The organism is Cellulomonas sp. Leaf334, assembly GCF_001424195.1.
Classification (GTDB): domain Bacteria; phylum Actinomycetota; class Actinomycetes; order Actinomycetales; family Cellulomonadaceae; genus Cellulomonas.
Window position 1 is genome coordinate 1,957,522 of sequence record NZ_LMOO01000001.1, and the last position, 14,318, is coordinate 1,971,839.

The 14,318-nt window shown below is 72.5% G+C and carries 16 protein-coding genes; 10 read left to right on the forward strand and 6 right to left on the reverse strand.

Features of this window, described 5'->3' with window-relative positions:
* Positions 1–92: 92 nt before the first annotated feature.
* Positions 93–1,082: a GNAT family N-acetyltransferase gene (locus ASF78_RS21955; protein WP_162243347.1), complete on the reverse strand. Its 990-nt coding sequence runs from the start codon at positions 1,080–1,082 to the stop codon at positions 93–95.
* 145 nt (positions 1,083–1,227) lie between these two features.
* On the opposite strand from ASF78_RS21955, the gene ASF78_RS08985 reads away from it, so the two are divergent.
* The 4 genes from ASF78_RS08985 to ASF78_RS09000 all read left to right on the forward strand — a co-directional run bounded on the left by ASF78_RS08985 (position 1,228) and on the right by ASF78_RS09000 (position 4,053).
* Positions 1,228–1,638 (forward strand): YciI family protein, encoded by a 411-nt coding sequence (locus ASF78_RS08985; RefSeq protein WP_200940578.1) that lies wholly within the window; start codon positions 1,228–1,230, stop codon positions 1,636–1,638.
* A gap of 167 nt (positions 1,639–1,805) precedes the next feature.
* Positions 1,806–3,017, forward strand: coding sequence for an RNA polymerase sigma factor (locus ASF78_RS08990; protein WP_369816312.1), 1,212 nt, complete (start codon positions 1,806–1,808; stop codon positions 3,015–3,017).
* Between the two features lie 52 nt (positions 3,018–3,069).
* On the forward strand, positions 3,070–3,801 hold the full coding sequence (locus tag ASF78_RS08995; protein WP_056587068.1) for a class I SAM-dependent methyltransferase: 732 nt from the start codon (positions 3,070–3,072) through the stop codon (positions 3,799–3,801).
* Positions 3,802–3,810: 9 nt separating this feature from the next.
* Entirely contained in the window at positions 3,811–4,053 is a 243-nt protein-coding gene (locus tag ASF78_RS09000) for a GNAT family N-acetyltransferase (protein ID WP_056587071.1), read from the forward strand.
* 47 nt (positions 4,054–4,100) lie between these two features.
* Here ASF78_RS09000 and ASF78_RS09005 read toward each other — a convergent pair whose 3' ends face one another.
* Together ASF78_RS09005 and ASF78_RS23290 are read right to left on the reverse strand one after the other, a co-directional pair.
* Positions 4,101–5,189, reverse strand: a complete 1,089-nt coding sequence (locus tag ASF78_RS09005) for a pectinesterase family protein (RefSeq protein WP_082494878.1) — start codon at positions 5,187–5,189, stop codon at positions 4,101–4,103.
* 197 nt (positions 5,190–5,386) lie between these two features.
* Positions 5,387–6,928 (reverse strand): M20/M25/M40 family metallo-hydrolase, encoded by a 1,542-nt coding sequence (locus ASF78_RS23290; RefSeq protein ID WP_056587074.1) that lies wholly within the window; start codon positions 6,926–6,928, stop codon positions 5,387–5,389.
* A gap of 201 nt (positions 6,929–7,129) precedes the next feature.
* Between ASF78_RS23290 and ASF78_RS09015 the strand changes: the two genes are divergently transcribed.
* Positions 7,130–7,771: a DUF5317 family protein gene (locus ASF78_RS09015; protein WP_056587076.1), complete on the forward strand. Its 642-nt coding sequence runs from the start codon at positions 7,130–7,132 to the stop codon at positions 7,769–7,771.
* 253 nt (positions 7,772–8,024) lie between these two features.
* On the opposite strand, the gene ASF78_RS09020 is transcribed toward ASF78_RS09015, so the two are convergent.
* On the reverse strand, positions 8,025–8,513 hold the full coding sequence (locus ASF78_RS09020) for an FBP domain-containing protein (RefSeq protein ID WP_056587079.1): 489 nt from the start codon (positions 8,511–8,513) through the stop codon (positions 8,025–8,027).
* A 256-nt stretch (positions 8,514–8,769) separates the two neighbouring features.
* Positions 8,770–9,336 carry a TetR/AcrR family transcriptional regulator gene (locus tag ASF78_RS09025; protein WP_056587082.1) on the reverse strand — a complete coding sequence of 189 codons (567 nt, stop codon included), beginning with the start codon at positions 9,334–9,336 and terminating at the stop codon, positions 8,770–8,772.
* A gap of 74 nt (positions 9,337–9,410) precedes the next feature.
* Here ASF78_RS09025 and ASF78_RS09030 point away from each other — a divergent pair, with 74 nt between their 5' ends.
* On the forward strand, positions 9,411–11,195 hold the full coding sequence (locus ASF78_RS09030) for an ABC transporter ATP-binding protein (RefSeq protein WP_200940533.1): 1,785 nt from the start codon (positions 9,411–9,413) through the stop codon (positions 11,193–11,195).
* Positions 11,196–11,245: 50 nt separating this feature from the next.
* Positions 11,246–12,067, forward strand: a complete 822-nt coding sequence (locus ASF78_RS09035; protein WP_056587085.1) for a tryptophan-rich sensory protein — start codon at positions 11,246–11,248, stop codon at positions 12,065–12,067.
* 93 nt (positions 12,068–12,160) lie between these two features.
* On the opposite strand, the gene ASF78_RS09040 is transcribed toward ASF78_RS09035, so the two are convergent.
* Positions 12,161–12,922, reverse strand: coding sequence for a 2-phosphosulfolactate phosphatase (locus tag ASF78_RS09040; protein WP_235518449.1), 762 nt, complete (start codon positions 12,920–12,922; stop codon positions 12,161–12,163).
* Positions 12,923–13,025: 103 nt separating this feature from the next.
* Here ASF78_RS09040 and ASF78_RS09045 point away from each other — a divergent pair, with 103 nt between their 5' ends.
* The 3 genes from ASF78_RS09045 to ASF78_RS09055 are packed head-to-tail and all read left to right on the forward strand — an operon-like array spanning position 13,026 to position 14,270.
* Entirely contained in the window at positions 13,026–13,472 is a 447-nt protein-coding gene (locus ASF78_RS09045; protein WP_056587088.1) for an SRPBCC family protein, read from the forward strand.
* Complete coding sequence (locus ASF78_RS09050) at positions 13,469–13,807, forward strand: metalloregulator ArsR/SmtB family transcription factor (protein ID WP_056587092.1); 339 nt, start codon at positions 13,469–13,471, stop codon at positions 13,805–13,807. Before ASF78_RS09045 ends, ASF78_RS09050 begins: the two co-directional genes overlap by 4 nt.
* Before the next feature lie 19 nt (positions 13,808–13,826).
* Positions 13,827–14,270, forward strand: coding sequence for an SRPBCC domain-containing protein (locus tag ASF78_RS09055; protein WP_156374087.1), 444 nt, complete (start codon positions 13,827–13,829; stop codon positions 14,268–14,270).
* Positions 14,271–14,318 lie beyond the last annotated feature (48 nt).

The window sequence follows — 14,318 nt, forward strand, 5'->3', positions numbered from 1 at the left end:
CGAGGCCTGCTCGAGCAGCACCGTCGTGGCTTCGGTCAGCGTCGCGGCGTCGGGCCCGCAGTGGCGGGGGAGAGTGCGGCGGACGACAGAGGCTAGCCGACTCCGGGCGGTGAATTGTCCGAAGTGTCGCGTTGCACACCCGGTCGCAGGTGTCGGACCATCTCGATCTCCGTGCCGATGGTGCTCTCGAACGTGACGCCCGACGGCGCGAAGCCCGCCCGCCGGTAGGCGCCCTGCGCCCGGACGTTGTCGCGGTGGACACCGAGGGTCAGAAGCTCGAACCCCAGGTCGCCGGCCCACTGCGCGCAGGTCTCGAGCAGCCGGTCGATGAGCCCCGAGCCCCGCTGCTCGCCACGGACGAAGACCCCGACGACCGTCGCGCGGCTCTGCTCGATCGGCCGCCCGTGGTAGTCGAGGGTGCCGGCACGCTGCGCGATGACCGTGACCGACCCGACCCAGTCCGAGCCGTCGACCGCGACGAACTGCGCGGCCTCGTCCCCGTCGGCCGCACGGGCGGTGCGGCCCTGGTAGAACACGTCCGGCTCCGCCGCCGCGTGCTCGTAGGTCTCGAGGAAGGCGAGGCCGGCCGCCTCGTCCCGGAGCGCGTCGAGCCGCAGGGCGCGTGCGGAACGCCAGTCGTCGGCGCGGACGCGGCGGATGCCGACCCGCAGGTCGACGTCCTGCGACGACGAGACCCCCGGCCGGTAGTCACCGTGGCGGGCCCACGTGAGCCGGACCCGGACCAGCACCACGTCGGGATCGGCCAGCGACGCCTCGAACTGCGGGAACGCGTCGAGGTACGCCCGCGCACACGCGTCCCGGTCCGCGCCGTCGGGCAGGTCGGCGGTCCCTTCGCACTGCAGCGTGGTCCCGTCGCGACCTCCGACGACGACCGCCACCCGCGGGTCCCGACGAACGTTCGCGACCTTGCGGGAGGACGTCCGCGCGTCGAGCACGAGCTCGCCGCGGTCGGTCGCGGTGATCGGCAGGTACGCGGCCTGCGGCGACCCGTCCGGGCCGAGCGTGCTGATCACACCGTCTGCCTGCGCACGGACGTACTCGACGAGCTCTCCACGATCCATCTGCCGCAGCGTAGGCGCGGGGGTCCGCAGGCGACGTCGGAAATTGCTCGTCGACGATGTCGATCTCGTGGTTCCGCCGTTCGACTCGACGATGAGAGGGTCCGAAGGGGGCCCCCGGAACGGTAGGAGAAGAACCGTGAAGTACATGCTGATCATGCGTGCCACCGACGAGGCGTACGCGGCGTTCGAGAACATCGAGTTCGCCGACATCATGGAGGCGATGGGCAGGTTCAACGACGAGATGATCTCCGCCGGCGTGCTCGTCGCGGCGGAAGGTCTGGACGATGCGGCCGACGGCGTCGTCATCGACTTCTCGTCGCAGCCGCCCGTCGTCAGCGACGGCCCGTACGGCGAGACCAAGGAGCTGTTCGGCGGCTTCTGGATTCTCGACGTCGCCTCCAAGGAGGAGGCGGTCGAGTGGGCCAAGCGCGCGCCGCTCACCGGCCCCGGCCAGAAGACCGAGATCCGCCGGGTGACGAGCATCGACGAGTTCCCGCAGGACAACGAGTGGATCCAGAAGGAGCGGGCGTGGCGCGAGCGGACGGGCCAGCTCTGACGTCGTCGGGTGACAGCCGCGGGAAGGCGAGTGCGGGCGTGGCGCGAGCGGACGGGCCAGCTCTGACGTCGTCGGGTGACAGCCGCGGGAAGGCGAGTGCGGACGTGGCGCGAGCGGACGGGCCAGCTCTGACCTCGTCGGGGACCGGGCGTGATGCGGTCGAGGCGGTGTGGCGGATCGAGTCCGCGCGCATCGTCTCGACCCTCGCCCGCTACACGGGCGACTTCGGGCTGGCGGAGGACCTCGCACAGGAGGCGCTGGCGGCGGCGCTGGTCGCGTGGCCGCGCGACGGTGTCCCGAGCAGCCCGGCGGCGTGGCTGCTCACGGTGGGTCGTCGGCGCGCGGTCGACACGTATCGCCGTCGCGTCGCGCTCGACGAGCGGCACGCGACCCTCGCCCGTGACCTGAGCGAGGGTGCGGGGGGCGACCTGCTGTGGGACCCGGACCGGATCGACGACGACGTGCTCGCGCTGATGTTCGTCGCGTGCCACCCGGTGCTGTCCCGGGAGGCGCAGGTGACGATGACGCTCCGGGTGGTCGGTGGTCTGACCAGCGACGAGATCGCCCGGGCGCTCCTGGTGCCGACGGCAACCGTCCAGGCCCGGGTCACGCGCGCGAAGAAGACGCTCGGCGCGGCCCAGGTCCCGTTCGAGGTGCCACCGCCCGACGAGCGCCGCGAGCGGCTGGCGGCGGTGCTGAACGTCCTCTACCTGGTGTTCACGGAGGGCTCGTCGGCGACGTCGGGCAGCGACTGGATCCGTCAGGACCTCGCTCACGAGGCCGTCCGCCAGGCCCGCGTCCTGGCGCGGCTCGTCCCCGACGAGCCCGAGGTCCACGGCCTGCTCGCGCTCCTGGAGCTGACCGCCGCACGGTTCCCGGCGAGGGTCCGTGACGACGGTGAGCCCGTGCTGCTGGAGGAGCAGGACCGTCGACGGTGGGACCGTGCGGCGATCCGGCGGGGACGCGCCGCGCTCGCGACGGCCGGACGCGTGGGTCGAGGGCTCGGCGCGTACGGCGTCCAGGCCGCGATCGCCGAGTGTCACGCGGTCGCCCCGTCGGTCCGGGACACCGACTGGGACCGGATCGTCGTGCTCTACGAGGCGCTCGGCCGGTTGGCGCCGTCGCCGGTGGTCGAGCTCAACCGCGCGGTCGCGATCTCGATGGCGCAGGGCCCCGCGGCGGCTCTGCCGGTCGTCGACGGTCTGGTCGCGTCGGGCGCCCTGCGCGAGTCGCAGCTGCTGCCGAGCGTCCGCGGTGAGCTGCTGCGCCGCCTGGGCCGTCGCGACGACGCCCGTCGGGAGCTCGAACGTGCCGTCGAGCTGTGCGGGAACGAGCGCGAGCGCGACGTCCTGCGGCGCAAGCTCGCCGCGCTGGACTGACTGCGCGTTTTTGCGTGGACGTCCGGCGAGGCCCGCTGCCATCGTCGTCGGGATGACACCACAGCTCTGGGACGCCGAGGCCGCACGGCGCTACGACACCCCCGGCACCGGCATGTTCGCGCCCGAGGTCCTCGGACCGACGTTGGACCGGCTCGCCGCGCTCGCGGACGGCGGTCGAGCGTTGGAGCTCGCCATCGGGACCGGCCGCGTCGCCGTCCCGCTCGCGGAGCGCGGGGTGCCGGTCGCGGGCATCGAGCTCTCGTCGCACATGGTCGAGCAGCTGCGGACGAAGGTCGACGAGGACACGCTCCCGGTCGTCCTGGGCGACATGGCGACCGCCACGGCGCCGGGCGAGTTCAGCCTCGTCTACCTGGTGTTCAACACGATCTCGAACCTGCTCACGCAGGAGGAGCAGGTCGCGTGCTTCCGCAACGCGGCCCGCCACCTGGTCCCCGGCGGCCGGTTCGTCATCGAGCTCTGGGTGCCCGAGCTGCGCAAGCTCCCGCCCGGCGTCGGGGCCACGGTCTGGTTGAACGAGCCCGACTACATCGGTCTCGACACCTACGACGTCCTGCACCAGCGGGTCGACTCGCACCACTTCCGGTTCGACGAGGGCCGGCAGGCCGACCACGGCTGGACGCCCCACCGGTACATCTGGCCGTCCGAGCTCGACCTGATGGCGCAGCTCGCGGGCTTCGCGCTGGAGAGCCGCGACGCCGACTGGTCGGGTGAGGAGTTCACCGCCGACTCGCGTTCGCACGTGTCGGTGTACCGCCTTGGCTGAGGCTACGTCGTGCTGCCCGAGCACCGCCGGCAGGGCTATGCCGGCGACCTGATGCGCGAGGGTCTCCGCGTCGCGGCGACGCTCGGGCTCGAGCGCGTCCTCGTCACGTGCTCGCCCGACAACATCGGGTCGGTGCGGACCATCGAGGCGGCCGGTGGCGTGCTGCAGGACGTCGTCTCGCACCCGAAGGCAGGGGCGAAGCGTCGGTACTGGATCACGCTCGGTGACCCGGCTCGGACCAGCACCCCGTAGCCCCGCGTCCCGTGGCCGAGACACCTCTGCTGCGAGCACGCGCTCCGTCAGCGGCGACGCAGCTCCGGCGACCAGCCGTCCGTGCCCGACAGGTAGGCGCGGACCGTGAACAGCCCGGCCTCCGGAGGCGTCAGCTGCGGGCGGTCGGCGGTGAGCAGGGCGCCGGGTCCGCGGTTGTGGTGCTCGGCGAAGCGGGCGTCCCGCCAGAGCCAGCCGCCGGAGAAGTCGCTCCACGCGACTGCGCCGATGTGGTCCCCGATCCACGAGTCGCGCACGAGCACCTGCCCGATCGCGTTCGGGTCGTTGCTCGGGTGCCACGGCCGGCCGAGGAACACGGTGCCGGCGGGGGCGTCGCTGGTGAAGTGGGACCGCGTGAACAGGAAGCCGTAGGGGTTGTCGATCATGGTGCTCGGCGCGGTCACGTAGCCGTTGTTCGTGGCCGAGCCGCGGGTCAGCGAGTGGATCTGGCTGCGGTCGAACACGGCGGTCGCGCGGCCGAAGATGAAGTCCACGTCGCCCTCGACGTAGCAGTCGCGGAAGTACGCGCGGGCGACGACGGCGGCCGACGAGCTGTTCACGTAGAGGGTGTCCTGGTTGCCGAGGAACCGGACGCCGTCGAACACGAGCCGGTCGGCGCGCGTGAGCACGGCGACGGCCTGCCGGTTGGTGATCTCCGGGTGCGCGGCCTCGTCGAAGAGGTTGGCGAACGTCAGGTTCCGCGCCGTGAAGTCGGCGCCGTCGAGCGTCACGCTCGCGCTTCCCGACGTGCCGTACGGGCCGGAGCCGTCGGGCTTGGGGGTGCCGTTCGCGTTGTCGTAGGCGATGACGACGTCCTGGGCGCGGCGGCCCGTGCCGACGAGCGTGAGGAACGGCTTCGTCGCGGGAACCTTGACCAGCTCCCGGTACTCGCCGGGCCGCACGGCGACGACCCACGGCTCGGTGGCGCCCACCGGGGCCGCGTCGATGGCTGCCTGGACGCTGGCGAAGTCCGCCCGGCCGTCGACGGAGACGGTGACGTCGGGTCGGTCGTGACCGGGTCCCTGGTGGGCGAGCACCGGGCCGGCGAGGCCGCTGTGCGCGGCGCCGAGCACCGTGAGCGTGGCGAGGAACAGGCTGGTACGTCGTCGTACGTGCATCTCAACACCCCTGCGAGAAAGCGCTTGCCCGGCGGCGTGACGACGCTAGGGGAGCGGATGCAGTGGAGTCAAGGAATCGCGCATGGGTACCTCTCCCTCGCCGACATGGAGGGGCATCGACCGCGCGCTCGCCGGGCTGCTCGACCTGGGGTGACCGCGGGTGGCGCGCACGGAGCCCGTGCGCGCCACCCCGGTCGTCAGGAGGCGCGCTCCAGCAGGACGCGGTCCTCGGGTGCGAGGTGCTTGCCCGGCCCGTGGCCGTGGCCCGGGTGCGGGTGTCCCTTGCCCGGGCCGGAGACGCCGTTGATGGCCGACGTGTCCCACGCGAGGGAGTAGGTGGACGCGGCGATCGCCTTCGACATGATGCCGAGGGCCTTCGCGTTCACGTTCGACAGGTCGTCACCTGCGGAGTGGTAGTTCGGGTCGTGCGTGATCCCCGCCGTCCCACCGAACAGGGCGACCTCCTCGGGCGTCTTGACGTCGTCGGCACCGGTGAACAGGCCGGACGCCGGGACCCCGTTGAGGATGAACGCCTGGTAGTCGGAGCGGCCGGAGAACTCGGTGTCCACCCACGGCTGGCCGATCTTGTCGAACCAGCTGGTGAGGACCGCCTCGGTGGCGACCGACCCCTCGGGGACGTCGACCGGGGCGGGGTAGGTGGACTCGTCCGCGTCGTACACGCCGATGATGTAGTTCGGCGAGCCGACCATGTCGTAGTTCAGGTACGTCGCGATGCGGTCGAGCTCACCCTCCTGCGTGGCCAGCTCCTCGACGTAGGCCGTCGACCCGATGAGCCCGAGCTCCTCGGCGCCCCACCACGCGAACCGCACGGTGTTGTGGTGCGGGGTGTGCGACTTGCCGAGCTGGACGGCGGTCTCGAGGATCGCTGCCGACCCGGTGCCGTTGTCGTTGATCCCGGGTCCCTCCTCGACACCGTCGAGGTGCGCGCCGAGCATGACGACGTTGTCGTCCCGGCCCTGCTTGGTCTCCGCGATCACGTTGAACGACTCGGCCACCTCGGTGTGGCTGCTCACGTCCAGCGTCACGTTCACCACGCCGGCAGCGAGCGCTGTGGCGAGCGCCTGACCGTCGGCCTGCCGGACGCCGGCCACGGGGACGGTGACCAGACCTTCGGCGCCCAGCGTGCCGAAGAGCTGCACGTCGGGAACGTTGTTGTAGATGACGACGCCGATCGCGCCGGCTGCCTCCGCGTTGAGGGCCTTGTCCGCGAACGGGCACGCACCACGGCTGACGAGGGCGATCTTGCCGGTGGCGACGACGCCCGACCACGTGTCGGCGGTGCAGCCGAGCGGGTCTGTGGGGGCGACGAGGTCGGCGGTGATCCCGCCGACGGGGGCGTTCGGGGAGAACTCCATCTGGTCCACCGTGTACGCGGCGGAGCCCGGGGAGTTCTCCGTCAGGGTCTCCGTGTCGATGATCTCGCGGTCGAAGGTGAACGGGTCTCGTTCGGTCTTGTACCCGGCCTTGCGCAGGGTGCGCTCGACGTAGCGGGCGCTCTCCTCGTAGCCGGACGTCAGGGCTGCCCTGTTGCCGTCGTTCTTGTCGGCGATGCGCTGGAAGGCTGCCAGGTGTCCCTGGACGGCCTTGGTGCTGACTTTCTGGGCGAACTTCTCCGGGGATCTCCCGCGATCGTGCGCCGCGGCCGGGGACGCGATGGCCCCCGCTGCGACGATGGCGATCGATGAGGCTAGTGCGACCAGAGTTCGACGTGCCGCCATGCGGTGTCCTCCTCACACGTCGGCGCGACCTGTAGGCCGCGCCGGGCCAACCCCCTGTCGGCCGCCACCTAGACCAGCACAGAACGGTCACAGGTGGGAGATGGTTCGCGCTGGCAACTGAGCTGCGGTCGGGCGCTGAGACGACCCTTGTGGAGGCCTGGCCAGGGTCGATACCGTCCCGCGACACCGAGGAGGTCACTGATGGGTGCCGCGCAGATCGTGCTGCTGCTGGTCGTCCCGGTGCTGGCCGCCCTCGTCCTCGTGCTCCGCCGCGGAGGGCTCGCCTCCCTCGCGAACGTCCGGGTCCGCGGTGCGGCCTGGGCGCTGTCCGGTGCGGCCGTCCAGGTGCTGCGCAGCGCGGACCCCGCCTGGGCCGCAGGCGTGCTCGAGGCCGCCGGCGGGGCGCTGGTGCCCCTCGCGCTCGCGGTGTGCGCCGTCGGGTTCGCCTCCGCGAACGCGCGCGGGGCGGGCCGCGCGGTCCGCGTCGCGCTCGCGGTCGCGACGGCGGGAGCCCTGTCGAACGCCCTCGCGACCGCGCTGAACGGAGGCATGCCGTTCTCCGTCCCGGCGGCCCGGTCGGTCGGCCTCGACGTCGCAGGAGCCCCGGGCCACGTCCCGATCGACGGGGCGACGCTGCTCGTCCCGCTCGCGGACCTGGTCCCCGTCCCGGGGCTCGCGATGGTGTTCAGCGTGGGCGACGTCCTCCTCTGGACCGGCCTCGCGGCAGTCCTCGTCCTGGCAGCCGCCCGGACCACCACACTCCCCGGCGACGCCGCCGGGGTGCACCACCCGCCTGCCGCGGCTCCGGCCACGGCGTCCACCGTCACGAGGAGCACCCTGTGAAGAACCGACCCTCCGCCACGCGCGTCTACGTCACGCTGTCGAGCATCGCCGTCACCGCGGCTGCGGTGTACGCGTTCGCGGCCCCGTTCACCCGGACCAACTGATGACGCGACCTTCGGCGACGCGCGTGTACGTCACGCTGTCGAGCCTCGCGGTCACCGCGGCCGCGGTGTACGCCTTCGCGGCGCCGTTCGGCAGCACGAACTAGCCGGTCCGGTGGTGCGGCGGACCGTCGCCGCACCACCGGGAGCCGTCAGAGCTCGCGCAGCACCTCGCGCGCGAACCGCACCGACCGCTCGCGCAGGCCCCCGATCCGGCTCTGGACGAGACCGGCTGGGTCCTGTCCCGCCTCGATGATCGTGGGCTTGCGGCGCACGTTGTGCGAGCACTCGAACCCGGTGCAGATGAGGGTGCCGATGGTGTCGCCGTTCCGGCCGGGAGCGCCGGCGCGGCGGGCGACGTACATCGAGACGTCCTCGGTGGCGTAGACGTCCTCGCACCAGGCGCAGACGGCACGGCGGCGCTTGCCGACCTCGGGCGAGCGCAGCGCGATGCCCACGAGGGTGTCCTCGACGGGCACCACCACGTAGGCGCGCAGGGGTGCCTTGCGGTCGATCCAGCCCAGGTAGTCGAGGCGGTCCCAACGCTGCTCGGACAGGTCGGGGAGGGTGAGCTGGGCGGCCTCGCGTCGTGAGCAGTTCACGAAGGACGCGCGGATGAGCTTCTCGGTCAGGGGGTTCACGGTCGTGGGCTTTCGGGGCGACGGGAGCCGGCACGGGATCGTGGCGGCGCGAGCGCCCGTGCAGGTGTGCCGGAGGACCGGCGGAACGTGAGTCCGTCGGTGGCGTCAGGCGTGCTGAGCGGGCGTCCGGGTCCCGCCTGAGCAGGCCTGGACGGCCGCCTCGCTTCCCCGCTGCATCGTGATGCGCTCCGTGCTCGTCTCCGTCATGAACGAGTCGATGGTGCGCCTCGGCCGGCCCGCGCGTCCACTCCGATCCTCACTCGCCCGGTGCCGCGAGCGCCTTGCGCACGGTGAGCAGGAGCTGGCTGACCACGTCGTGGGGAGGGGTCGTGCCCTCGCGGAGCTCGCTCCAGCCGAGGTAGAGCGACGACCACAGGATGCCCTGCAGCCAGCCGGGGGAGAGCCGGGTGTCGAGGGTGCCGTCGGCGAGGCCCCGCGCGCAGGCGTCGTCGAGCGACTGGGAGAAGCCGTGCTCGGGCCCGCAGGTGTCGATGGAGACGACCTCGGTGAACATGAGGGTCAGCAGGTCGCCGAGCTGCAGGAGTGTCTGGCAGGCGCGCAGGATCGCGTCGAGCCCCGTGCCCTCGTCCAGGCGTGCACGGACGGCGGCGTCCCCGAGCCGGCGTCCTGCCTCCTGCATCACGGACGTGAGGAGCTCGGCGCGGTCGGGGTAGTAGCGGTGGAGCGTCGTGCGGCCGACGTCGGCGGCGTCGGCGATCTGGCCGAGGCTCGCGCTCGGGTCGGCGGCGAGGACCCGGATCGCGGCGTCGAGGATCGCCTTGCGGGTCCGGCCACGCGTACCGGTCTCGCTGTCGACTGTCATCCACCGAAAGTAGCACCGTGTTCCACCGAGGGGCACAGTTGACCTATCTGGAACATCAGTGTTCCACTGGATGGATGACGGCGACGACGGACACCGACCAACCTCCTCGCGGCGAGCGTCTGCGCATCCTCATCGGCTTCGCGCGGCCGCACCGCAACACGCTCCTGGTCGGACTCGCGCTGAGCCTCGTCGCGACCGCGATGGGTCTCGCGACGCCCATGGTCACCAAGTGGGTGCTCGACTCCCTGTCGGAGGGTCTGAGCCTGGCGACGCCCATCGCGCTCCTGCTCGGGCTCCTGGTGGTCGGGTCGGCCGTCGGGCTCACGCAGTGGATCCTCATGGGCACCGTGGCCGAGCGCATCGTGCTCGACGCGCGCGAGTCGCTGGTCCGGCACTTCCTGCGCGCGACCGTGCCCGCCGTGACGCGTCGGCCCGTCGGCGAGCTGGTCACGCGCACCACCTCGGACACGCTGCTGCTGCGCGAGGCGGCCTCGTCGAGCCTGGTCAGCCTGGTCAACGGTGTCGTCGCCCTCATCGGGACGCTCGTCCTCATGGCCGTCCTCGACCTCGTGCTGCTCGGCACGACCATCGCCGCGATCATCGTCGTCAGCGTGCTCATGGCCCTGCTGCTGCCCGGCATCGCGAAGGCGCAGGAGGCCGCGCAGGAGTCCGTCGGCCGGCTCGGCGGCACGCTCGAGGGCACGCTGCGCGCGGTCCGCACGGTGAAGTCGAGCCGCGCCGAGGAGCGTCAGGGCGAGCGGATCCTGGCCGACGCGCGCGACGCCAAGGACCACTCGGTGCGCGCCGTGCGGACGACCGCCGTCGCCTGGACCATCTCGTGGGGCGGCATCCAGCTCGCGATCGTCGTCATCCTCGGGCTCGGTGCCTGGCGCGTCTCGCAGGACCTGCTCGCGGTGTCCAGCCTGGTGGCGTTCCTGCTGTACGCGTTCAACATCGTCGGCCCCATCACCGAGCTGACCCAGGCCTTCACGCAGCTGCAGTCCGGTATCGCCGCGGCCGCGCGCATCCGCGAGGTCACGACGATGGACAGCGAGGAGCCCGTGCCCTCCGGCGGTGCCGCGCCCGTCGCGACGGACGAGTCGACCCCCGTCGTCGAGCTCCGGAACGTGACCGCCGCCTACGGGCCCGACGCCGAGCCGGCCGTGCGGGACATCTCGTTCACGGTGCCGCGCCGGGGGCACACCGCGCTCGTCGGCCCGTCGGGCGCCGGCAAGACCACGGTGTTCTCGCTGCTGCTGCGGTTCCTCGAGCCGCAGTCCGGGCAGCTCCTGCTGGACGGGGTCCCGTTCTCCGAGATCGGGCACGGCCGCCTCCGCGAGCGCTTCGCGTACGTCGAGCAGGAGACGCCGATCGTGCCGGGCTCGATCCGCGACAACCTCCTGTTCAGTGCACCCGACGCGTCCGACGAGGAGCTCGACCGCGTGCTGGCCGCGGTCCGGCTCGACGGGGCGTTCGACGCGCTCCCCGACGGGCTGGACACGTCGCTGACCTCGACGTCCGTGTCCGGCGGCCAGCGGCAGCGCATCGCCCTGGCCCGCGCGATCCTCAAGGCGCCCGAGGTGCTGCTGCTCGACGAGGCGACCGCCCAGGTGGACGGCCTCACGGAGTCGGCGATCCACGACTGCATCCGGGACCTGGCCGCGCGCGGGGCCGTCGTCACGGTCGCCCACCGGTTGTCCACGGTGCTCGACGCCGACACGATCCTGGTGATGGAGGACGGGCGGGTGCGGGCCCGTGGGACGCACGAGGAGCTGCTGGAGTCCGACGCGCTGTACCGGGACCTGGTCGAGGCGCTGCGCATCGGCGTGGAGCTGCCGGGGCGTGTCGCTGTCGGCTGACCTGGGGTCTCAAGATGCTCAGCATGCTGAGTGTTGGCACGATGGTGTGCATGGAGACCGCACTCGACACCCGTTCACCCGCCACGACCCGGGACCGGGTCCGCCAGGTCACCGTCCTCGTCGGCGCGATCGTCGCCATCGGCGGTGCGGCAATCGGCTCCGGTGCGTTCGGCGGCCAGCCCATCGCCGACGCCGCCGACGGTGCCCTGTCCGCGACCGCCACCCCGCTCGCGCCCGACACCCCCGCGTTCTCGATCTGGTCGCTGATCTACCTCGGTCTCGGCGTCTTCGCGGTCGTGCAGGCACTGCCGCGCCAGGGTGCTGACCCGCGTCTGCGCGCCGTCTCGTGGTGGGTGCTGGCGTCGATGCTGCTCAACGCGCTGTGGATCGCGGTCGTGCAGGCCGGGTCGGTCGGCGGGAGCGTCGTCGTGATCCTCGCGCTGCTGGCCGTGCTCGCGGTCGTCTTCGTGAAGCTCGTCCGCCTCGCGCACACGGGGGTCGCGACGTCCCTGGTCACCGACACGACGACGGGGCTGTACCTCGGGTGGGTCAGCGTCGCGACGCTCGCCAACATCGCCGCGTTCCTCACGGTCGCCGACGTCGGCGAGCTCGGCCTGGGCGCGACGGCGTGGTCGGTGATCGTCCTCGCGGCCGGTGCCGCGCTGTCCGTCGCGTACGCGGTCTTCGGGCGCGGGCGTCCGTCGGTGATCGTCCCGGTGGGCCTGGCGATGGCGTGGGGCCTGGGGTGGATCGGCCTGGGCCGCACCAACGGTCCGCTGGTCGACGAGACGGTCGCGACGGCCGCGTTCGTCGCGGCGGCGATCGCGCTGCTGGCCCCGCTGGTCACGACCTTCTCGGCCCGCCGTCGCTGACGAGCAAGCCGTGAGTCGCGGTCCAGGACGCTGACGCGGGACCCAGGGCTTGGTCGCCGCTGTGCGGTGGCACCGGTCGTGCGGCCGGCGCGGTCAGTGTCGGGCCGACGCGAGCGACGGGCCGGTCCCGTCGTCGGTCAGCCGTGCGACCGTGCCGGTCGCGTCCACGGCCACGGCGATCGTGACATCGTCCGACCAGCCGGCCGCGGTCAGCTCGCGACCGCTCGTCGATGCGCCGACGGCCGCCGAAGGGTCGGGCGTCGCCCGCCAGAGAGCGGCGGCCGCGTTGGCCTCGCTGGAGAGCTCCCCGAGCGCCGCAGCGATCGCGCCCGCGCCGAGCAGGTCCTCGAGGCACGGCCGCAGGCTCCCGTCGGGCCAGCGCTCCCCTGCCGGGACGAGGACGACGTCGTGGCACGGGTCGGCGGCGAGGTGGTCCGCCGCGGCGCGGGCGACCGCCGAGGCGTTGCGCAGGCACCCGGCGACGACGGTCGCGCCGGTGCTCGCCAAGCCGTGCGCGATGGTCGCGCCGTTCGGCGAGGGGAGGACGAGCCGCCCGCCGCGCAGGTGTGCGAGCGAGGCCGGCGAGAGGCTCAGACGACCGTCGCCCCTCGGGAGTGCCAGTGCGGCCCCCAGGGAGCCGGCCAGCGCCTCCGCGCCCGCGGGGTCGCGGTGCGGGTAGGGGTGGACGACGACGCCCTGCTCGCACGCGACGGTCACCGCCGTGGAGAACGACCGGACGTCGACGACGACGACGAGGCTCGCGGACCCGTCCGGGCCGAGCAGGTGCCGCGCACCGGTGAGACCCCACTCGAGCCGCACCCGCGCGGGCCGCTGGTCGGGGAGCGCCACGATCACCGGCCGAGTCTGCCATCCGCACACCTCGCGCAACTCATGGTTGCGCGAAGGATGGCGCGAGGGTAGCGTGACCTGCAACCGATAGTTGCAGAAGGAGAAGGTCATGGAGTTCGGAAGCATCGAGCGCGAGATCCACGTCGACGCGTCGCCCGAGGTCGTCTTCGAGGTCATCAGCAGCCCGGAGCACATCCGGGAGTGGTGGAACGGCGCGGAGTCCGACCTGTCACCGACCCCGGGGGCCGCGGCCCAGGTGGGGTGGCCGGGGGACGACCACGTGGAACCGCTCACGGTCGTCGACGTCGACCCGCCGCGCCTGTTCTCGTTCCGGTGGATCTTCGACGAGGGGACGCACGGACCGTCCCTGCTCGTCACGTTCGAGCTCGTCCCGTCCGGCGCGGGCACGCTGCTCCGGATGACGGAGACCGGCTACCGGGAGAAGGGCTGGGAGATCGCGACCCTCGAAGCGGCCTACGCCGACCACGTCGAGGGCTGGGACCGGTTCGTCCCGGCGATCGCGGAGTACGCCGCCGGGCTGGTGTCGACGCCATGAGCGTCGCCGTCGACGACGACCTCTGGTCCGCGATCGGCGACCCGACGCGGCGCCGGATGCTCGACCTCCTGCTCGCCGACGGGGCCGGCACCGCCACCACGCTCAGCGACAGCCTGCCGGTGACACGACAGGCCGTGGCCAAGCACCTGGTGGTCCTGGACCGCGTCGGGCTGGTGCACGTCACCCCCGAGGGGCGCGAGCGCCGGTACCGGGTGGACGAGGCGCAGCTCGCCCGCGCGGTGGCCCAGCTCGCCGACGTCGGGTCGGCGTGGGACGCCCGTCTGCAGCGGATCAAGCGGATCGCCGAGGCGATCGAGCGCAGTCAGAAGAAGTGACGAGAAGAGGGGTATCGAGATGGTGGACATCATTCACCGGGTCGGCGTGAAGGGTGCGGCCCTGGACGACGTGTACGCGGCGGTGGCGACGGTCGACGGGCTCGCCGGCTGGTGGACGGCCGACACCACGGGTCAGGCCGAGGTCGGTGGCTTGCTGGAGTTCCGGTTCGAGCCGGGCGGGATCGACATGGTCGTGCTCGCGCAGGAGCCCGGCCGGAGCGTGCTGTGGGAGGTCGTCGACGGGCCGCCCGAGTGGATCGGGACGACCGTGCGGTGGGAGCTCAAGCAGGAGGGCGAGTACGTGATCGTCCTGTTCGCCCACGAGGGCTGGAAGGAGCAGGTCGAGTTCATGTCCCACTGCAGCACCAAGTGGGCGACGTTCCTGATGAGCCTCAAGCAGCTCGTCGAGACGGGCACCGGCGCACCGGCACCGGCGGACGTCAAGATCTCCGACTGGCACTGAGCGCCACACGGGCACCCCGGCGACGGGGTGCCCGTGTCGTACCTCGGC